This window comes from Candidatus Soleaferrea massiliensis AP7, assembly GCF_000820765.1.
Lineage (GTDB): Bacteria > Bacillota > Clostridia > Oscillospirales > Ruminococcaceae > Soleaferrea > Soleaferrea massiliensis.
Map to the genome: position 1 here is coordinate 1 of NZ_CCYH01000020.1, position 21902 is coordinate 21902.

Genomic DNA, 21902 nt, shown 5'->3' on the forward strand with positions numbered 1-21902 from the left:
CGACCACATAGCCAAGTGTCACTTGGTTAACACAAGAAAGCCGCTGTGCCACAGCGATACCCCCTGTCATGCTAAAAAATTCCGGCATGGCGGGGGATACTGCGTTTATAAGAAACAGCAAGATGCAGCATGAAATGAAGATTTCATGCTGCATCTTGCTGAAATATTTAAAGCGTAAAGTCCGCGGCATCGAAGGAAGGCAATGCGGGACTTTTGGGCGGAATCCGCTTGAAAGGGGAATAGCGGTAATGCCGGCAGCTGAAAGCGGGAGAGATCTCCCGTTTATATTTGCAGTGGAGATGCTCCTCTCCCTGCTGGGAATGAACGCAGTAGGCGCACTGTGGAGGATGCTCCTGAAACAACAGCTTAAGTCGCATGGAATCACCTAATTTACTATAATTTCCATTTATAGTATAGCCGATGCTCATTGAGAAAGATGTCGATTGCTGTTCTTCTGTTCGATTTTTATTGATAAAATTAAAATAACCCCCATGCAGAGCAGACAGACCGATGCGAATACACTGTACGCGCCGGTTGTGAAGATCGGATGCACCAGGCTGACCGCGGTTTCATACGCCTGCGGGAACAGCCGAATGCATAAAAATGTGAGCGCCGCCGTAAGACCGCCGTGAACGACGCGGGACAGCAGAAATGGCTTCAGATTGATCTTCATGCCATAGAACATGTTGATGATCTGAAAGAGGATGGATATCCCGGCAAACGAGAGAAAGAAGGCGGTTAAAAGCAGTGCGTTCGACCCGCCGAGCGCGGCGGAGACCTTGCAGCCGTTGGTGACCTCCAGAAACCCGGTGATGCAGATTTCCACCGTCTGCTTGTCGAGGAACGCGGAGAACAGACGGATGACCGCATCCATGATGCCGCTGGCCTTCAGGAATTCGATGACGCCGGAAAACAGCACGACAAACGCCGAAACGCCGAACAGGCTTTTTGCGGCGCTGTTGACGCTGTAGACAAAGGCGTTCGGTACGCTCATGTTCCGCTTGGGCGCGGCGGTCCTGGTTACGGGCTTGGAGCACCGGCCAATCACAATGCCCATGATGACCGAAGAAAGAATCTGTGCGATGAACAGAAAGAAGCCGGTCGTCAGGCTGTGAAACATGCCGACGCCGACCGCGGTCACGATGAAGGCGGGACCGGCGTTGGTACAGTAGCACATCATGCGGGAGGCGGTCTTCTCATCCAGCGTGCCGGCGCGCAGCATATCGGAAATCAGCTTGCCCCCAACCGGATAGCCGCCGATCATGCTCATAAAGATGATGAACCCGGCATTTGCCGGCAGCCGGTACAGGTGCACCACCACCGGCCGCAGGATGCGGGAGATTACATCCGAAACAAAGGTGTTGGCAATAAAGACGGACAAGGCCATAAAGGCGAACAGCGACGGCACAATCACGCCCAGCACCATTTCGATGCCGTTCTGAATGCCCTTTGAAATATCCTTGGACAGCATCAGCATGAAGAAAGCCAGCATCACTACCGCCAGCACCGCAGTGGAACGAAGCGCCTTTTTAAGCGGTTTCATGGACATTCCTCCTTTTCTTCATCTATATGCGCTGCTTTCTGCGTTCATACGTCGGCTCAGCAGAATAAAGGATAGCTGGTCGGAATATACATGATATGAAAAAGATCTGCCGCAAAGGAGGCGTTCATCGGTGAGAAGACACAGTCAGAGAAACCGAAACAGAACAAATGAGGAGCAGACGCCGAAGCAAAGCGCGGCTTCAAAGATTGCAAGGGTGCTGGATGTGCCGCAGAATGTGCTGAGCACCATGCCGACCATCGAGCTGATGGGGAATAAAGAAGCGATTGTCGAGGGCTGCAAAGGCGTGCTGGAATACGACGAAGAAACCGTACGGCTGAACCTTGGAGAGACGATTTTAAAATTTACCGGCCGGGATCTGGCACTGAAATGCATGACCAGCGACGGCGTGATTGTGGAAGGCTATATCCTGTCCATCGAGTTCCAATCTATCTGATACCACAGTATTTACAGGCTGTCCATGGCGGTGCGATTCGCTTTCGGCAGTTTTTGTTTTCCTGTTCATTTAAGATTCAAACATGGTCAGGATATGAGCGTGTAACGTATCCCCAATGGCTTGGGGATACGTCCAGTTTAGGATAATCAGTGATTCTGTAAAGCGTCTTTGAACCTGCCGGCCGTCAACCCCATCCATTCATGTCTGAAGCGTGCGCCAGTCCGGCGAGATCGTTCAGGTATCTTTGATATGAAAATAAATTGATGAAACAACCATCTGCTGCATAGAATTTTGAAGTGACCGATATTGAACAAAAACCCGAAAGAAGGGGATCAGGATATGATAATCGTAAAATTCATCCGATGGCTGCGGGGATATGTCCGGTTTACGGCGACCGGCGGCTTTGTGGAGCGTTTTTTAAACCTGCTGGCCGTCAACTCCATCAATGTGTGGGGTGTGCGCCGGTCCGGAGAGGTGTTCCAGGCCTATATGCTGGCATCAGACTATAAACGCCTGCGCTGCCTCAAACGCCGCACCGGCGTGCGGCTGCGGATAACTCAGAAGCGCGGCATGCCGTTCGGGGCCAGAAAATACCGCAAGCGCATCGGCGTGCTGGTCGGTATTCTGTCCTGCCTGATCTTCCTGGGAATCATGTCCAATTTTGTCTGGGAAATCGAAGTGACCGGAAATGAGAACATCGAACCGCAGGTGATTCTGAGCCAGCTGGAAGAGATGGGACTGAAGAAGGGCGTTCTGAAGTCCTCCCTCGACACGCGGTATATGGAAAAGAAGGCGCTGGTGGATATCGAGGGAATCGCGTGGATGGGCATCTCGGTTCAGGGAAGCCGTGTGGTCGTCGATGTCAAGGAGAGTACCGAAGCGCCCGAGATCATCCCAATGGATCAGCCCTGCAATGTCGTCGCGTCCAAATCCGGACAGATCGTCTATCTGGAGGTCTACGAGGGGCAGGCGGTACTCAAAAAAGGGGACACCGTCAAGGAGGGCGACCTGGTGGTCAGCGGCATCACGCAGGATAAAAAGGGCGGCAACACCATCAAGCACGCCATGGCGAAGGTGATCGCGCGGTACACCACGCAGATTGAGGTGAAGGTGCCGCTGAAGCAGACACTCAGGAATTACACCGGCAATGTGGTCAAACGAAGCTCTGTGGACCTTTTCGGCGTAAAGATGCCGCTGTACATCGCGACCAAGCTGGAGGGGCAGTACGAGCAGAAAACAAGCCGCAGCCAGGCCTCGCTGTTCGGCATCGGCCTGCCGTTTGACGTCATTGAAAACGAGTACGCCGAGTATACCGAAAGCAATGTCACCTATACCGAGGAGCAGGCGCTGAAGCTGGCGGAAGCCGAGCTGAAAAAGAAGCTCGAGGCCGATTATAAAGACAGCGAGATCGTGTCGAAGGACATCACCACCGGCATCGAGGGCGAAACCTTTGTGCTGCGCGCAAAGTGCGTGTTTGAGGAGGACATCGCAAGGAGCGAGGAGATTTTGATGAATGGATCGTCCGGGGAATCATCCGGCGATGCATCCGACGGCGCTTCGGACGAAAAGTCCGGCAGTCCGTCCGATGAAGCGCCGGAAGGAACATCCGATGAAGCGCGGTCAGAGTGACGGCCGACCGGCATGGGTTTGCCCGGATGATTCCCACAGCTTTACAATGATGTAAAAATCCATATGATAGAATTCCCCGCCGCATCCTTTTTTGCGGCGGGGAATTTTATGTGATGGATGTTTACGATGCGGACAAGATAAAATGGAAGAAAATATCGCCAAAAATGAAGAAAAATTTATAAATAAATAGTGCAAAATTAAAAATATGTGATATAATAAACTTGTATGCTCATAACCATGCACAGGAAATCGGGATGAAAGGGCGTAAGGTGTGTGTTCTTTCCCAGAGGATGAGCAGAAAGGAATACCGCGCGATTGTGAGCCGGACTGGGAACCCAAGGTCCGGCGGCATCATACTGGAGGTATCAAAAAGATACATGATTGAACAGATGATCAACATCGACCGTATGGAACATACGCTCGAACTGTTCGGCAGCTTCGATACGAACATCAAGCTGCTGGAGGATGAATACGGCGTCTCCATCACCAGCAGGGGAACCTTTATCAAGGTCTGCGGCGAGGATGAACGGGTGCTGCTTGCCGTCAAGGCGATTGAAGGCCTGCTGAACCTGATCAACAAAGGGGAAGCCATCTCCGAACAGAATATCCGTTATGTGATGTCCCTGGTCGAAGAAGGCAACGAACAGAAGATCGAGAATATGGCGAACGACTGCGTTTGCATCACCGCGAAGGGCCGCCCGATCAAGGCGAAGACGCTGGGCCAGAAAAAATATGTCGAAGGCATCCGGGACAACACGATCATGTTCGGCGTGGGTCCCGCCGGCACCGGAAAGACCTATCTGGCGGTGGCGATGGCGGTCAAGGCGTTCCGCGCGCATGAGGTGAACCGGATCATCCTGACAAGGCCCGCCGTGGAAGCCGGGGAGAAGCTCGGGTTCCTGCCGGGCGATCTGCAGAACAAGGTGGACCCTTATCTGCGTCCGCTGTACGACGCGCTGTTCGACATGCTGGGCGTTGAAAACTATCAGAAATACATCGAGCGCGGCAGCATCGAGATTGCGCCGCTGGCCTATATGCGCGGCAGGACCCTGGACGATTCGTTCATCATCCTGGATGAGGCGCAGAACACGACCCCGGAGCAGATGAAGATGTTTCTGACGCGTCTCGGCTTCAACTCCAAGGCGGTCATCACTGGGGACGTGACGCAGATCGACCTGCCGAACGAGAAGAAGTCAGGTCTTGTCGAGGCGGTCAAGATACTCAAGAATATCAGAGATATTGGCATCGTGAACTTCACAGAGAAGGATGTTGTGCGGCACCATCTTGTACAGAAGATCATCAAGGCCTACGAAGCGTATGAAGAGGAGGGCAAAAGAAGAAGGTAATGGAAGGGTTAAAAGTATACATCTCAAATAAACAGAAAGATGTAAAGATTCCAACCGGCATCCGGCTTCTGATCCGGCGCTGCTGCAATGCGGTGATGGTGATGGAGGAGATGCATGAGCCGGCCGAGGTCAGCGTCAGTTTTCTCAACAACCAGCAGATCAAGGAGCTGAACGCGCAGTACCGCGGCAAGGATATGCCGACCGATGTGCTGAGTTTTCCATTGGGGGAGAACGGCGTGTATGACCGCAACGAGGAAACCGGGGCGGTCATGCTCGGCGACATTGTGATATCCATTGAAAAGGCGTTTGAGCAGTCGAACCTGTACGGCCACTCGCTTCGGCGGGAGATCGGCTTTCTGACCGTGCATTCCATGCTGCACCTGCTTGGCTACGACCATGAAAACGGCGGCATGGAGGCGGTCAAGATGCGCGAGAAGGAAGAGTTTGTGCTCGCGGAGCTGGGGCTTACCCGGGACGAGACGTTCGAAGTAAAATAAAAAAGGAAACAAACGATGAAAACAACTGTGAGAAGTCTGATCAAAAGCTTCCGGTATGCGCTGCGCGGCCTTGCGCTGACAATCTCCGGGGAACGGAATATGCGCATCCATCTGGTCATGGCGGCCTATCTGCTGTTTTTTTCGCTCTTTTACCGGTTTTCCTGCGTCGAGTATGCAATCCTGCTGATTGCCTTTACGCTGGTGTTCGTGAGCGAAATCATCAATACGGCGATCGAGACGCTGGTCAATCTGCAGACTTCCTCGTACAACCACCTGGCGCGCAATGCAAAGGACATCTCTGCGGGAGCGGTGCTGATCTGTGCCGTCTTTGCTGTTCTGATCGGCATCTGCCTGTTCTGGAACCCGGATGTGCTGTTACATATCCTGCGGTTTGTTTTCTTAGACCTCTGGCATCTGCTGGTGTTTTTACTGACACTGGTCTTGTCATTGATCTTTATCTTTATCGGTCCCAAAAAATTGAGGACATATTTTCGATTTAAACACGGAGGAAACTAAATGGAGCAAACAAAATCCGCTTTTGTCGCCCTGGTCGGGCGGCCGAATGTGGGAAAATCCACGCTGCTCAACGCGCTTGTCGGGGAGAAGATCGCGATCATCTCGAACAAGCCGCAGACGACGCGGACAAGGATCACCGGCGTGCTGACCAAAGCCGAAACGCAGCTGGTGTTCATCGATACGCCGGGGCTTCACAAGCCGCGGACCAAGCTCAGCGAGTACATGGTCAAACAGGTCAATGAATCGGTCGCCGATGTGGACGTCGCGATTCTGGTCACCGAGCCATATGGCAATGAGATTTACAAAGCGGAGCTGGAACTCATGGAGAGCTTTAAACGGCAGAAAATTCCGGCCATCCTGGTCATCAACAAGATTGACACGCTCTCCAAAAAGGAGGAGCTGATGCAGCGTATCGCGCTGTTCTCCGAAGCGTATGAATTCGACGCGGTGATTCCGATCTCCGCCTTTCAGGAACAGGATGTCGCCATCGTGCTTGAGGAGATCATGAAGTATGCCGAAGAAGGCCCGCACTTCTTCCCGGACGATATGCTGACCGACCAGCCGGAACGGTTGCTGGTCGCGGAGATCATCCGCGAGAAGATCCTGCACCATCTTTATGATGAAATCCCGCATGGCACGGCCGTTTCCATCGAAAAGATGTCGGAACGCGAAAGCGGCAATATGATGGACATCCACGCCACGATTTTCTGTGAGCGGAACAGCCACAAGGGCATGATCATCGGCAAAAACGGCGCGCTGCTCAAGCAAATCGCATCTGAAGCGCGGCTGGAAATCGAAAGCTTCCTGGGCATCCGCGTGAATCTGCAGTGCTGGGTCAAGGTCAAGGACGACTGGCGCAACCGGGAAGGCATCATCAAGACGCTTGGCTTCAGCTGATGCGCCCATTATTTTCTGGAAGCGCTGGTGCAGTTTCCCGCTCATAGTTCGGCAGCCATATGGGGAGAATATTTTTAGAACCCCATTGAGGGCAAAACTGTGACTGGGAGGCGTTCACATTGAGCAATCAGGAAATTGCATGGAAACAGTTTATTGAAACCGGCAGGATCGAGGCCTATCTGCGCTACCGCGGCATTCAGGATATCCTTCAAAACCAGTATCCGCAGCAGTACGGCCATGTGCAGCAATACAGCGCACGCACCGGAGATCCGGTCGTCAGGGGAGACGGGGAACCGACCTTCGGCGGTGTTCCGGGCGTGCCCGAACAGAGAAATTCCATACAGGGTTGATGTAAAGGGGTCTGTTCCGGAACCATTCCGGGCCGGCCCCTTTTGGGACTTGACGGCGGTTTGCCGATAAAGGGGGGATGGGCTTGCATGTGACGACCGACGGCATTGTGGTCAAGCAGACCGCGATGCAGGAAAACAGCCGGCTGCTCACCATTTTGACAAAGAAGCACGGCCTGATTTCCGCCTACCAGAACGGCGTGAAGAGCTTGAAGGGCAAGGGCATGTCAAACGTCGATCTGCTGAGCTATTCACGCTTTGTGCTGTTTCACGCGAAGGAAAAGTATGTGGTGGACACCGCGGACAGCCTGCATGTCTTCTTTAAAATCCGCGGCGACCTGGGAAAGCTGTCGCTGGCATCCTATTTTGCCGAGCTTTGCGCTCAGCTTGCGCCCCGCCGGGAACAGGCGCATGAATTCCTGAGACTGATGCTCAACACGCTGTACCTGCTGGAGGAGGACCGGCGTCCGCTGCTCTTTTTAAAGGCGGTGTTCGAGCTGTCCGCGCTGTCGCTTGCGGGGTACATGCCCAATCTGGTGGGATGCAGGGTGTGCGGGAGCTATCACCGCGAGCAGATGTACTTTTCGGTCAGGGATGGGGAACTGATCTGTTCGGTCTGCCTGCAGAACCATGCGCCGGACCTGCGCCCCGTTTCAGCCGGCGTCCTGCATGCGATGCGGCATATCCTCTATGCCGACCGGGAGAAGCTCTTTTCTTTCGCTCTGCCGGATGACGCGCTCAGAGAGCTTTCTGGGATTACCGAAGCATTTATGATCTACCAGACCGGACAGAAGCTCAGAACGCTCGACTTTTTAAAGTCGGTTCTGGATGTGTGACTGATTCTTATACATAAGCATTCCGGTTGAAATCTTTAAAATGTAATGGTTTCATACATACGGTTCTATACGCGGACATCTGTCGGACATCATCATGCCGAAGTCTGAATCCATTGGCCGTTTCAGCAGATTTTATTTTGCAATATCACCGAAGGCGCTGTACCGGCGGACTGCCTGTGCGCCATCCGGCTGTCAGGGCGGATGGGTTTTGCTTTACCAGGCCTTACCGGGAAGCACCGGAAGCGGCTGTATATCAAAGGATGTCATTTGAATGAAAATGTCGTTGATGTCCAATGCCGCTGCAGCTCAGTATTTCTGAAACCCAATACTGTTGCAGCCCGAAATCGTTATAACCCGAACCGTTGCAACCCGAGACCGTTATAGCCCAAAAACATTGCAACAACAGCAGAATCATGAACAACAACACCTGTAAACCAAGAGAGGTTTTTCATATATGAGAACACTAAACAGACATGAACGCGCGCTGGAGCTCGACAAGATACTGCAGAGGCTTTCGGAATGTGCAAGATGCACCGACACGAAGGAACTTTGCCTGGAGCTGCGGCCCGATAACGATTATGAGGCGGTAAAACACAACATGCAGCGGACATCCGATGCATTTACGCTGTCCGCAAAATACGGCAGTCCGACCATCATGCCGGCCAAGAACCTGAAAAGCGCGCTGAAGCGGGCGCAGCTGGGGTCTTCGCTGGGCATGCGCGAGCTCCTGGACGTCGCGAACCTGATGCGCACCATCCGGGCGCTGTCCGACTGGCGGCGGCACTGCGAAGGGGAGAGCACCACATTGGATGTCCTGTTCGATTCATTGGTGCCGAACAAGCATATCGAAGAGAAGATCACGGCCTGCATCCTGTCCGAGGATGAGATGGCGGACCACGCGAGCTCCGCGCTGGCCGACATCCGGCGCAAGATGCGTTTCCAGGCCTCCAAGGCCCGTGAGCAGCTTGAAAAGATGGTGCGCAGCCCAAGCTATCAGAAATATCTGCAGGATCAGATCATCACGATCCGCGACGGCAGGTATGTCGTGCCGGTCAAGAGCGAATGCCGGGGCGAGGTCAAGGGCCTGGTGCACGACACGTCCAGCGGCGCAACGCTGTTCATCGAACCGATTTCGGTGGTTGAGGCCAACAACGAAATCCGCATCCTGGAGAACAAGGAGCGCGAGGAGATCGACCGGATTCTGGCGGAGCTTTCGGCGGAGGTGGGATCCTTTGCCGACGGCATCATGGACAGCTACGATGTGGTCATCGAGCTGGACTTATACTTTGCCAAGGCGCGGCTGGCCGTCAATATGGACGCGTCGGTGCCGGAGATCGGCCATGAAGGCTATCTGGAACTGAAAAAGGCGCGTCATCCGCTGATCGATCCCACGCAGGTTGTGCCGGTGGACATCCGGCTCGGCGGCGAATTCGATGTGCTGGTCATCACCGGCCCGAACACCGGCGGCAAGACGGTTTCGATCAAAACCTTGGGGCTTCTGACCCTGATGGCGATGTGCGGACTGATGATCCCGGTATCGGATGGCAGCACCGTCAACATCTTTGACAGGGTGCTCGCCGACATCGGGGACGAACAGAGCATTGAGCAGAGCCTTTCAACCTTCTCGGCGCATATGACCAACATCAAGGTCATTCTCGAGCAGGCTTCGGACAGCACGCTGGTGCTGCTGGATGAGCTTGGCGCGGGCACCGACCCGATTGAGGGCGCCGCGCTGGCGGTTGCCATCCTCGATTTTCTGCGGGAGCGTGGCGCAAGTATCGCGGCCACCACCCACTATGCGGAGATCAAGATGTACGCGCTGGAGACCGACCGGGTAGAAAACGGCTGCTGCGAATTTGACGTCTCCACACTTAAACCCACCTACCGGCTGCTGATCGGCATCCCGGGACGCTCCAACGCGTTCGCGATCTCCGAACGTCTCGGCATCGCTTCCGAGGTGGTGGAGCGCGCAAAGGGGCTGGTGTCCAGCGAGAACGCGCGGTTTGAGGATGTCGTCGCGGGACTCGAAGCCTCGCGCCAGAGCCTGGAGCTGGAGCGGGAAAAGGCCGCGATGTTCCGCATGCAGGCGCAGAAGGAGAAGCAGGACATCGAAGCGTTTAAACGGAACCTGGAGAAACAGAAGGAACAGGAGATCGAGAAGGCGCGGCTCAAGGCGACGCGCATGGTCGAGCAGGTCAAGTTCCAGACCCAGAAGCTGATGGACGAGGTCGAAGAGGTGCGCAGACAGAAAAATTCGAAGGATTTCGCATCGATGGCGCAGAAGGCCAAGAACCAGTGGCGCAGCCAGATCGGCGATCTGGAAGCGATGGCCGATCCGGTCGTACAGAAGAAAAACAGCGGCTACAAGCTGCCGCGCCCGCTGAAAGCGGGGGATACGGTGCAGATTGTGGATATCGACAAGCAGGGAACCGTGCTGACCGAACCGGACGACAGGAAATTTGTCATGGTGCAGGCGGGCATCATCAAAACCAAGGTGAAGCTCGACAACCTGCGGCTGGTTGAGGATGAGCAGAAGCGCGTCCATATTCCGAAGATTCAGCCGCGCAGCTATCAGCCCAGAGCGGGTGGATCCGAACGGGATTCCTCCACCGAAATCGACCTGCGCGGACACAACATAGAAGAGGCGATCTCCGAACTGGATCTGTTCATCGACAATGCGCTGATCCGAAACATCCAATACATCACCATCATCCATGGAAAGGGCACCGGCGTGCTTCGCACGGGTATCCAGACATATTTGAGGAAACATAAGAATGTGCGGTCCTACCGGCTCGGCGTCTATGGCGAAGGCGAGGCCGGCGTGACCATTGCTGAACTCAAATAATCGGAAGGGGAACAAATGATATGGGGAAAAAACTGCTGCTGCTCTTGTTGCCGCTGGGCATCCTGATGGTTGTAGCGGCCACGGTCTGTTCAAATTGCCATTGGATCGGGGACTTTCAGAAGGGCTTTCTGGAAGGGATGGGCGCGGTCTCGATGCTGATCGGCACCGGTTTTCTGGTCTGGTTTTTTGTCAGGAGACGGAAAGACAGAGCGAACCAGCATAAAAAGGTTTAAAAGCGGGCTTCAAAACAAAAAAGGTCCCGTGTTTCCCCGGCTTTATCGGTTTATCGGAATGCCCAACATATCCAACTTATTGGGTCAATAGATATCACCGTATCTCAGACAGTCCATGATCGTATCTTAGAAAGTCCATTGCGGATAGAGATCAAACGTTTTATCAGGCAGTCTGAGAATGCGGAGTATGTAATTTTTCCATGATACAGCAGGGCATTTTCATGATGCCATAGTTTTCCAAAAAAAGCAGGTACTTTTCCATACGGTCGCAACGGAATCGAAATCTATTGGAGATGTCTCTGCTGGGATTCCCTATACTCATATCATAAAAAAACGGCTGTGTATGTGCAGCCGTTTTTTCAAAATCCATCGGAACAAGCTGCTTTTTAATAATAAGGCGGGCGAATTTTTCTGGATAAGGTTTTTGCGGGCCTTTTTAAGAGTTGATTGACGGCCTTTTTTAGAGCCTGAAAACCGTTAAAACAAATGTAAGGTTTGTCCATGCCGCACCGAAATATGCTGTGGTGAAGACAGGCAGACGGACATGTTTGGCGGAATGGTGTCGAATCCGGTGTATAGATCGATGAATCAGCAGGAAAAATTTTAGAAATTATTTTAGAAAACATCTTACATCTTCCTGTGTATTTGATATAATATCTATTGTATGCATCTAAATACCACGCAGGATGAAGGAAACCAGATCTAAAGACAGGACACTATCGATGCTTTTAGCGATAGAAAAGAAATGGGGAAGACAAAAAAGATGAATCGATATCAAAGTCTCATTAAAAATATATTTGTATTTGGAATCGGTACATTCTCATCCAAGCTGCTTGTATTCCTGCTGATGCCGTTCTATACCAGAATTCTGACTACGGCAGATTACGGCACAGTCGACCTGATTGTCAATACTGCGACTCTGCTGTATCCGGTCATCTCGGTCAGCATTGCCGACGGTGTGATTCGTTATGCGCTGGAAAAATCCGTGGATAAAAAGGATGTGTTTTCAACCGGCATTACAACCGTATTGGCCGGTTTTTTAATATTCCTGCTGTTTATCCCGGTCTTCATGCAGATCAAGATTATCTCGCAGTATACGGCGCTGATCTATCTCTATGTGCTGATGGCGTCGCTCAACAGCGTCTGCATGCAGTTCACGCGCTCCATCGGCAAGGTGAAGCTCTATGCCTATTCCGGATTCCAGAGCACAGCGGTTTTGGTTATCCTGAACGTCGTTTTCCTGGCTGTGTTTCAATGGGGGATTGTCGGCTATGTGCTGTCCACGATCATCTCCGATTTTGTCAATACAGTTTTCCTGTTCATAGCCGCGAAGCTTGGACGGTACTTAAAATTCCGCAAAATCAATCCAAAGGTACGCAAGGCAATGATTGCCTTTTCAGTTCCATTGATCCCGAACTCGCTGTTCTGGTGGGTCACCGATGTTTCGGACCGCTATGTTGTTACCTTCCTGTGCGGCCTCGGGGCAAACGGCCTGTACTCGACGGCTCATAAGATTCCGTCGATGATCGCGGTGCTTTCTACGATCTTCATGCAGGCCTGGCAGATTTCCGCCATCACCGAGTATTCCAAGCAGGATAAATCCCGCTTCTATACCAAGGTGTTCTATTATTACCAGTCAATCATCTTTGTGGCTTCTTCGGCGATCATCATGTGCATCAAGCTGATCACCACGATTCTGGTGAGCGACGCGTACTATGACTCATGGCAGTATGTGCCGCTTCTGATTCTGGCGGTCGCTTTCCAGTGCTTCGCGAATTTCTGGGGAAGCATCTTCATGGCGGCAAAGAAGAGCCGGACCACCATGGTCACGACGCTGATCGGCGCGGGCATGAACATCGGGCTGAACTTTGCGCTGGTTCCATTCTTCGGACCAAACGGCGCTGCGTTTGCGACCTTCTTCAGCTTTGTGGTGGTCTTCTTCATCCGCGTGATCGTCAGCCGGAAGTTTATCCATGTGGATATCCGTCCGCCGCTGTTCTTCTTAAACTTCGCGCTGGTGCTGGGCCAGACCGTCCTGATGATCCTGGAACCGCCCGGATGGCTGATCTACCAGATGGCCATCTTCGGCGCCACCGCCGTTATCAACTTCAAACCCATTTTCACCAACATCCAGAACCTGATGCAGAACCGAAAGAACAAACAGTTGAAATAAAGAAGGGACGCCCATGCAAATTGAACGATTTCATCCGAACTGTGAAACAGGACTGACAAAGGGCCAGGTGGCGCAGCGGAACAGCCAGGAGCTTCTCAATGTCCAGCCGCCGTCCCCGTCCAAAACGGTCAAGCAGATCATTTTGGGCAACCTCATCACACCGTTTAACATCCTGAACCTGATTCTGGCCGTGCTCGTGCTATCGGTCGGCTCCTACCGCAATGTGCTGTTCATCGGCGTTGCGATCTGCAACACCATCATCGGCACCTTTCAGGAGATCCGATCCAAACGAACTCTGGATAAGCTAAAGGTCATCTCCGCGCCGCAGGTCAAGGTCATCCGGGACGGAAAGGAAGAGCAGATCGGTGTTGAGAAGGTTGTGCTCGACGACATTATGTCGCTGCGCGCCGGCAACCAGATCTGTGCGGACAGCATCGTGGAAGCCGGAAGCGCCGAGGTGGACGAATCCCTGCTGACCGGCGAAGCCGATGCCGTACAGAAGAATCCCGGCGATATGCTGCTTTCCGGCAGCTTCCTTGTATCGGGAAGCTGCAAGGCCCGCGTGGAGCATATCGGCGAGGAGAACTACGCCGCGAAGCTGACTTTGCAGGCGAAACAGCATAAAAAGGTCCATTCCGAGCTGATGGACTTCATCAATAAGATCATCAAGATCATCGGCGTCACGATTGTGCCGCTCGGCATCCTGATGTTCTGCACCCAATTCTTCGGGTCGGACCTGACCTTCGAGCAGGCCATTGTCAACATGACGGCCAGCATCGTCGGCATGATCCCGGAGGGGCTGGTTCTGCTGACCAGCGTCGCGCTGGCAATCGGCGTCATCAACCTGGCGCGGCGCAAAACGCTGGTGCAGGAGCTTTACTGCATTGAAACCCTCGCGCTGGTGGATGTGCTTTGCCTGGATAAAACCGGCACGATCACCAGCGGAAAAATCCATCTTGAAGAGGTGATCCCCGTATCCGACCAGCCGGTTCCGGAGATCATAAGCAGCTTTGTCAGGGCGAGCGGAGACAGCAACGCAACCTTTGAGGCGCTGCGTGAGGCCTATGGCGCTGAGGGGGCCTGGCAGGCGCAGGCAAAGATTCCGTTTTCCTCATCCAGAAAGCTCAGCGCCGTACAGTTTGAGGGAAAGGGAAGCTATGTGCTGGGCGCGCCGGAATTTGTCCTGAACGGCCGCTATGAGAGCACCACGGTTGTCAGCAAAGAGCATGATGTGTCCGGCAGCCTGAAAACGCTGGTCGAACGGTATTCCGCCGAGGGCTTCCGCGTGCTGGTGCTCGCGCACTCCGATAAACCGCTTCGCGGGAATGAGATTCCCGACGACCTTTCCCCGTCGGCCATCCTGCTGATGTCCGACACCATCCGCGAGAACGCGCAGGAGACGCTGCGGTATTTCGCCAGCCAGGATGTGCAGCTCAAGGTCATCTCGGGCGACAACCCGATCACCGTTTCGCAGGTCGCGAGGCGGGCAGGCGTACAGAACGCCGAAAAATACATCGATGCGGCCGAACTGAAAACCGAAGAACAAATTGAAGAAGCGGTCGAGAAATACACCGTGTTCGGACGGGTGACGCCTGAGCAGAAGCGTTCGTTTGTGAACGCGCTCAAAAAGCACGGACACACCGTCGCCATGACCGGGGACGGCGTCAACGATGTGCTTGCGCTCAAGGACGCGGACTGCAGCATCGCGATGGCGCAGGGCAGCGACGCGACCAAGAGCGTCGCGCAGCTTGTGCTGCTCGACTCGGATTTCGCTGCGATGCCGAGGGTGGTTGCCGAGGGACGCCGGGTCATCAACAACATCCGCCGGTCCTCGTCGCTGTTTCTGGTGAAAACCCTGTTTTCCTTTATCTTGTCCATCCTGATCATCATCCTGAACCTGCCGTATCCGTTTATCCCGATACAATTGACGCTGGTCAGCACCCTGACCATCGGCTTCCCGGGCTTTATTCTGTCGCTGGAGCCGAACGAGCGGCGGGTATCCGGCAGCTTCTTTGCCAGCGTGCTGCAGCTGTGCGTGCCCGGCGCCGTCATGATTGTGCTGAATGTGCTGATGACGATGGGCGTATCCTACACCTTCTCGCTTGGCTTCGACACGATGTCCACGATGGCGGTCATCCTGACCGGCTTTGTCGGGTTGCTGGTGCTCTGGCGCACCAGCCTGCCGTTTACGCTGATCCGCCGCATTCTGCTGATTGCAATGGCCGTCGGCTTTGTTCTGGCCGTCATCCTGCTCAAGGAGCTGTTCATGCTGGTCACGCTGAACACCTATGAGTTGCTGTTCGTCATCTGCATGATCATCGCATCGGTCCCGCTGCTCCTGCTGCTGGAAAAGCTGGTGACGATCATCACCGTCAAGCTCGATGCACACCAGAGGAATCGCCAGGCAAAAAAGGCAAAGGCATAAAATCATAAATTTAGAAGCTGGCTTTATGGCGTGACAGGCCCGCCAGTGATCAAAAACCGGTTTCCGTCCCAGGACGGAACCGGTTTTTGTCTGACTGCACGTTCCATCCGGGTACTCCTGACCGGATAGAACGTGCAGTCTTTTTGTGCATCTGAGAACGTTAGAGTTTGCTGGAACGATAAAAAATTCGCCTGCTTTCAGTTGACAAAATCTCAATAAAATATTAAAATAAAGATATATATATATTCTTTGTTTATAAAAATAACAAATTTCACAGCATGAAGAGGAGGAGCATGATGAAACTGAAAAAAAGACTCAGCAAAATTGTAAGCGCCGTTCTGGCGTGTGCAATGATCTTTGCAGCAAACGGCATCCATGCAGCGGCTTTGGCTTCAAGGACGGAAGACATGCAGATTTTCGCCTCCGCGGACGGCGAACGGAGGGTCGAATGGGGAGATTCCTGGAAATTCCATTTGGGTAATCCGGACGGCGCACAGAAAAACAGCTTTGACGATTCCGGCTGGCAGGATGTCACGCTTCCGCATGACTGGTCTATCTATTTTGACTTTAATCTAAGGTCCTCAGCGGGACAGACAGCCGGATTTTTGGACGGAGGCACCGGCTGGTACCGAAAGTCCCTGGTTGTTACGCCTGAAATGCAGGATAAGCGCATCACGCTGAATTTTGACGGCGTTATACAGGTATCCACCGTATACGTGAACGGCCTGAATGTCGGCAAGCACTTTAACGGCTACACATCGTTCAGCTACGATATCACCGACCAGCTCCACAAGGATGGCAGCGCCAACGTCATCGCCGTCAAGGTGGAAAACACTACACCGTCGGAACGCTGGTATTCCGGCTCCGGCATCTACCGCAACGTTTATCTGACCATGACCGAGGACATCTATGTCGGGGAGAACGGAACCTATCTGACCACGCCGACGCTGGAGGAGGATATCCGGAAGAACATCGCCCGCGTCGAGGTGAAAACCCATGTGGTCAACGCTTCCGGCCGGGAGCAGGACATCACGCTGCAGACCAGGATTCTCGACGCCGACGGCGGCGAGGCGGGCCGGACGGAGTCGACGGTTGCATCGGCTGCCGGCGCGGCCGACTTTGAACAGGATATCCAGATTGAGAATCCAAGACTTTGGTCGGCAGAGGATCCGTATCTGTACACCGCGGTCAGCACGGTAATGGCGGGCGGCAGGGTGGTCGACCGCTATGAGACGACCATTGGCCTGCGCTATTTCAAATTTGACAGCAACGAGGGTTTTTCGCTCAACGGCGAGTACATGAAGCTGCGCGGCGTCTGTATGCACCATGATCTGGGCGCGCTGGGCGCGGCGGTCAACTACCGCGCGACCGAACGGCAGGTCGAGATTCTGAAGGAGATGGGCGTCAACGCGATCCGCACCTCCCACAACCCGGCATCCCCGGAGCTCATCGAGATCTGCAACAAGATGGGCGTCATGGTGATGGAGGAGGCCTTCGACATCTGGACCATTGCCAAAAGCTCCAACGACTATTCGAACTACTTTATGGCCAACGCCGAGTCGGACATCAAATCGATGGTCAATCGGGACAAGAACGCGCCGAGTGTCATCATATGGAGCATCGGCAATGAAATACCGTATGACAGCAACGGTGTTCAGATTGCCGAGAATCTCAATAGATGGGTCAAGGAGGTCGATACCACCCGGCCGACCACCATTGCGGAAAACAAGCACAACGATGCGACGGCAAGGCAGATTTTCAACATCGTGGACCTGGTCGGCTTCAACTATCCCAGTTCGGGAACCTACAGCGACAACCACCGCGGCAATCCAAACTGGATTGTCTACGGTTCGGAAACCTCATCCGCGATTCGCAGCCGCGGCGTCTACTACGATCCCAACAACAAGCATGTCGGGGACAACTGGACGACCCGCCAGTGCTCCTCCTACGACAACCAGCATGTCTCCTGGGGACGCACCGCGCAGGAGGCCTGGCGCAACGACCGCGACCGCAAATATGTCGCCGGCCAGTTTATCTGGACGGGCTTTGACTATATCGGCGAGCCGACCCCGTACTGGGAGTCCCCGAAGGCGGACACCACCGAAATCGCGAAGAGCTCGTACTTCGGCATTGTGGATACCGCGGGCTTCCCGAAGGATACCTATTATCTGTACCAGAGCGTCTGGACCGAGGAACCGATGGTCCATCTATTGCCGCACTGGAACTGGAACGAAGGGGATACCGTACAGGTTTGGGCCTATTCGAATGTAGACACGGTGGAGCTGTTTCTGAACGGCGAATCGCTGGGCGAGAAACGCTTTATCACCAAGACGACCGATTATGGCATGCAGTATCTGGAAGCCGAAAACGATGAGATGTACTTGAAATGGGATATTGCGTTTGAGCCGGGCGAGCTCAAAGCGGTCGCGAAGAAGGATGGCCGGGTTATGGCAACCGATGTCGTCAGGACAGCGAATTCCGCCCACAGCGTCAAGCTGACGCCGGACCGCCGCGTGATCGACGCGGACGGCAGGGACCTCTCCTTCATCACGGTCGATATCGTGGACAACCAGGGCACGCTGGTGCCGGATGCGGACAATCTGGTCAGCTTTGAGGTGACCGGCGGCGTCATCAAGGGTGTGGATAACGGCAACGCCATCAGTCTGGAACGGTATCAGGACGACAAGCGCAAAGCCTTCAACGGCAAGGCGCTGCTGATCGTCGCGTCGGATGGAAGCGGCGGCCCAATCCGGGTGACCGCAAAATCCGCCGGCCTTGCAGCGGGAACCACCACCGTTTATGCGCAGGACAAAGGGGAGGAGCAGGAAATTCTGGGCTTGGAACCGGTCCGGATCACCCAGCATGTCGGACAGCGGCCGCAGCTTCCCGAGACGGTGACGGCGGTCTGCGCGGACGGCTCCGAAAAACAGCTCTCCGTTGTCTGGGAACAGCTTCCGGAGTCGCTGCTGATGAAGGCCGGCAGCTTCCAGCTCGCGGGAACGGTCGATTCCACCGCATATAAAGCCCAGGCGAATATCACCATGATCGCTCAAATCGGCGTCATTCCGTATTCCGCCGTGACCGCGCTGGGACAGGAGCCCAAGCTTCCCGCTGAGGCCGGCGTTCTGTACAGCGACGGCAGCACGGAGAAGTCGGCGGTCGTGTGGGATGAAATCGACCCGGAGCGCTATGCGTCGGAAGGCGTTTTCACCGTGACCGGCGCGGTGCAGGGAACGGACTTCCCCGCACAGGCGAGCGTGCGGGTCAAGGCGCAGGGCGAGCGAACCAACATCGCGCTGAAGGAGCATTCGGACGCGAATCCGACGGCGGTCGCCTCCTACACCAACGGGGACGACAGCGCCGCGCATCTGAACGACGGCGCGATTTCCTATCGGAACAGCCCGAAGAACCGCTGGAGCAACTGGCAATGGGATGTCAGGCGCAGCGACTATATCGGCATCAGCTGGGATACGGCTCAGAATATTTCGGAGATCATCGTGCATTTCCCGGGCGACAGCGCGGGTGGTGCGATGCCGGCGACCATGACGGTTCAGTATCTGGACGCCGCGGGCGCGGTACAGGATGCCCAGAATGTCCAGATGAGCGATGAGGCGGTCGCGGACGACACCAACGCGCACAAGATCACCTTTACCTTCGATCCCGTAATAACCAGGCAGATTCGGCTGCTTATGACCAATGATACGGATAAATGCCTGTGCGTCACCGAATTCGAGGTGATGGGCTCGGTGGTTGCCGCCAACACATCGGCGGCGCTCGACTCCCTGCTTATCGATGGCGAACCGCTCGCGGGCTTTGACAACAGCACCCCGGTTTATGAACTGCTGCTCGAATACGGCGGCGAGATCCCGTCCATCACAGCCATGGCAAAGGACAACGGTAGCGTCTATGTGGTGCCGCCGGTTTCCCTGCCGGGCGACGCAAGAATCGTTGTGACATCCGAAAGCGGCAGCACGCAGAAAACCTATGTTGTGCAGCTGTACGTTGAACCCGCGCCGCTTGCGGAGGTGACAATCGAAACGCCGTCCGCATCGGTCACAGAGGACGACATCCTGCCCATCACGCTGACGGCGCGGGATATGGACGGCACGCTTCTGGCGGAGAACCAGTATACCGTGTCCTACACGGTTTCCGATGAGGACGCTGTGAAGATCCGGGATGGCAGGGCCTATCTTTACCGGGAAGGCACGGTGGATATCACGGCGGCTGTGACCTATCACGGCGAGACCAGGCGGTCCAACACCATCACGCTCACCATCGGGAAGGCACCGTATGAGCGGGTGATCACCGGGTTCGAGCCGATTTCCGTGACCATGATGAAGGGGGCGAATCCGGTTCTCCCGGAGAAGGTCACCGCCGTCTATGACAGGGGGCTTGCACGTGAGCTGCCTGTGACATGGGACGTGGTTTCGGATGAACAGTGCCGGACGCTGGGAACCTTCCAGGTGGCCGGAACCGTGGAGGGCACCGGCATCAGGCCGGCCGCGTCGGTCTTTGTCAGAGGCGTTGTCGCCGTACAGAGTATTTCGACAGGCGCGATTATCCATGAAAAGCCAAAGCTTCCGGAGACGGTCGCCGTCTACTACAACGACGGCATCGAGGCGGAGACGGCGGTCGTCTGGGACGATATCCCGAAGGAGCAGTATGACACAGCCGGAACCTTCACTGTGGAGGGTTCGCTCGACGGCCTGACCGAAAAGGCGAAGGCCACGGTTCGCGTCACCGACCAGTATGAGCGCGGTATGGACATCTCGGTCACAAAGAACGGATATTATCTGCCGAAGATCGAAGCGTCCTATACCAATGGGGACGACAAGCTTTCTGCGGTCAGCGACGACATCATCTCGTTCAATGACAATCCAAAGAACCGCTGGAGCAACTGGAAAAACACGGCGGATGAAACCGCCTGGATCTCCTACATCTTCGGTATGGAGGATGAAACAGTCTATTATCTGAACAACGCGGCGGTCTATTTCTACAAGGACTGGGGCTGCTATGTGCCGTCCAAGGTAGAAATCCAGTACTGGAACGGCGAAAGCTGGGTACCGGTTCCGGGCCAGCAGCAACAGGAGGAGACTGTCAGTGACGCCGGCAGCATTATCCGCTATACCTTCGACAAGATCTACACCTCCCGCATCCGCTTCTTCATGACGGCGCAGCCGGAGAAGAGCATCGCGATCACCGAAATCAAGATGTATGCGGATTCTTTGACCCTGAACACAGGCGACACGCTGTCCGATCTCAAAATTGACGGACGAACAATCGAAGGCTTTGACCCGGAAAAACTGGAATATACCGTACGTACGAAGGACGGCCGCATTCCAGAACTGACGGCCTTTGCGCAGGACAATGCCGCGGTCACCGTTATCCCCGCGCTGCAAACGGGGGACACCGCCCGCATTCTGGTTGTGTCGGAGGGCCGTTCCAGCAGCAGGACCTATCAGGTGCATTTCCTTGCGGAAAATCTGCTGACCGTCAAGGAAGGCGGAACCGTCCAAATCGACAGAGAGCACGGATATCTGGCGGAGGTCGGCGCGTCCACCACGGCGGCGCAGCTCTCAGAGCAGCTCACCGCTTCCTCCGGGGAAATTGTATTGACCGATGCCGCAGGCAATGTGCTGGAAGAAGACGTTCTGGTGCACACCGGTTGTACGGTCAAGTTGATGGAGGGCGATGAGGAAGCGGATTCCCTGCGGGTCGCGGTCAGAGGCGACGTGAATGGAGACGGCATCCTCAACATCACGGATCTGATCATGACCAAATCCGCTGTTCTCGGCAGAATACAGCTTGACGGCGTTTATCGCCGTGCGGCAGACTGCCAGAACGACCAAAGCATCAACATCTTCGATCTGGTAAAAATGAAGCTGGAGATTTTAAGCTAGCTTCCAGAACAGTTGAAAAGGCCGTGCCGCCCTGCTGATGAGGGCGGCGCGGCCTTTATGTTCGGATGAAGCGTGCGCTGGTGTTCCCATGAAAACGGATAAGACGTATCGTTACAGCTGTTTCATGCGGCTGGGGGACAAGGATATCTGAGCGGTGGCGGATGTTTTTTCGTCTTTACAAAATTTTAACGGCAAGCAGCGAATCCTTGCACCATATTGACAGACGCCTCTGTATAATGGCCTTAAACATCAAAAACTGAT

Annotated in this window: 15 protein-coding genes; 14 read left to right on the top strand and 1 reads right to left on the bottom strand. The window is 54.6% G+C overall.

The genetic code is table 11. From position 1 onward, the window contains the following. The first annotated feature begins 68 nt into the window (after window positions 1-68). Window positions 69-389 carry a hypothetical protein gene (locus BN348_RS04265; protein ID WP_040196459.1) on the top strand — a complete coding sequence of 107 codons (321 nt, stop codon included), beginning with the start codon at window positions 69-71 and terminating at the stop codon, window positions 387-389. Window positions 390-424: 35 nt separating this feature from the next. Here BN348_RS04265 and BN348_RS04270 read toward each other — a convergent pair whose 3' ends face one another. Next, complete coding sequence (locus BN348_RS04270) at window positions 425-1543, bottom strand: hypothetical protein (RefSeq protein ID WP_040196461.1); 1119 nt, start codon at window positions 1541-1543, stop codon at window positions 425-427. Window positions 1544-1673: 130 nt separating this feature from the next. Here BN348_RS04270 and BN348_RS04275 point away from each other — a divergent pair, with 130 nt between their 5' ends. From BN348_RS04275 to BN348_RS12985, 13 genes are all read left to right on the top strand, one after another. Next, window positions 1674-1997, top strand: a complete 324-nt coding sequence (locus tag BN348_RS04275) for a YabP/YqfC family sporulation protein (protein WP_052446702.1) — start codon at window positions 1674-1676, stop codon at window positions 1995-1997. Window positions 1998-2336: 339 nt separating this feature from the next. Then, on the top strand, window positions 2337-3626 hold the full coding sequence (gene yqfD / locus BN348_RS04280; RefSeq protein WP_040196462.1) for a sporulation protein YqfD: 1290 nt from the start codon (window positions 2337-2339) through the stop codon (window positions 3624-3626). Between the two features lie 377 nt (window positions 3627-4003). Beyond that, entirely contained in the window at window positions 4004-4972 is a 969-nt protein-coding gene (locus tag BN348_RS04285; protein ID WP_040196481.1) for a PhoH family protein, read from the top strand. Further along, complete coding sequence (gene ybeY, locus BN348_RS04290) at window positions 4972-5469, top strand: rRNA maturation RNase YbeY (RefSeq protein WP_040196463.1); 498 nt, start codon at window positions 4972-4974, stop codon at window positions 5467-5469. The genes BN348_RS04285 and ybeY overlap by 1 nt, the downstream gene beginning before the upstream one ends. Before the next feature lie 15 nt (window positions 5470-5484). Next, window positions 5485-5985 carry a diacylglycerol kinase family protein gene (locus BN348_RS04295; RefSeq protein ID WP_040196464.1) on the top strand — a complete coding sequence of 167 codons (501 nt, stop codon included), beginning with the start codon at window positions 5485-5487 and terminating at the stop codon, window positions 5983-5985. Next, window positions 5986-6882 (top strand): GTPase Era, encoded by an 897-nt coding sequence (era, locus tag BN348_RS04300; RefSeq protein ID WP_040196465.1) that lies wholly within the window; start codon window positions 5986-5988, stop codon window positions 6880-6882. Window positions 6883-7001: 119 nt separating this feature from the next. After that, window positions 7002-7232, top strand: a complete 231-nt coding sequence (locus BN348_RS04305) for a hypothetical protein (RefSeq protein WP_040196466.1) — start codon at window positions 7002-7004, stop codon at window positions 7230-7232. Window positions 7233-7321: 89 nt separating this feature from the next. After that, window positions 7322-8065: a DNA repair protein RecO gene (gene recO / locus BN348_RS04310; RefSeq protein ID WP_242844304.1), complete on the top strand. Its 744-nt coding sequence runs from the start codon at window positions 7322-7324 to the stop codon at window positions 8063-8065. Between the two features lie 454 nt (window positions 8066-8519). Then, entirely contained in the window at window positions 8520-10910 is a 2391-nt protein-coding gene (locus tag BN348_RS04315; RefSeq protein ID WP_040196469.1) for an endonuclease MutS2, read from the top strand. Between the two features lie 20 nt (window positions 10911-10930). Beyond that, a complete protein-coding gene (locus BN348_RS04320; RefSeq protein WP_040196470.1) occupies window positions 10931-11143 on the top strand; it encodes a hypothetical protein in 213 nt (70 codons plus the stop codon). Between the two features lie 763 nt (window positions 11144-11906). After that, entirely contained in the window at window positions 11907-13316 is a 1410-nt protein-coding gene (locus tag BN348_RS04325) for an oligosaccharide flippase family protein (protein ID WP_197068277.1), read from the top strand. A 13-nt stretch (window positions 13317-13329) separates the two neighbouring features. After that, the gene (locus BN348_RS04330; protein WP_040196474.1) at window positions 13330-15741 is read left to right on the top strand and encodes a cation-translocating P-type ATPase; all 2412 of its coding nucleotides are present in this window, start codon (window positions 13330-13332) and stop codon (window positions 15739-15741) included. Between the two features lie 296 nt (window positions 15742-16037). Next, on the top strand, window positions 16038-21641 hold the full coding sequence (locus BN348_RS12985) for an Ig-like domain-containing protein (RefSeq protein ID WP_052446703.1): 5604 nt from the start codon (window positions 16038-16040) through the stop codon (window positions 21639-21641). Window positions 21642-21902: the final 261 nt, after the last annotated feature.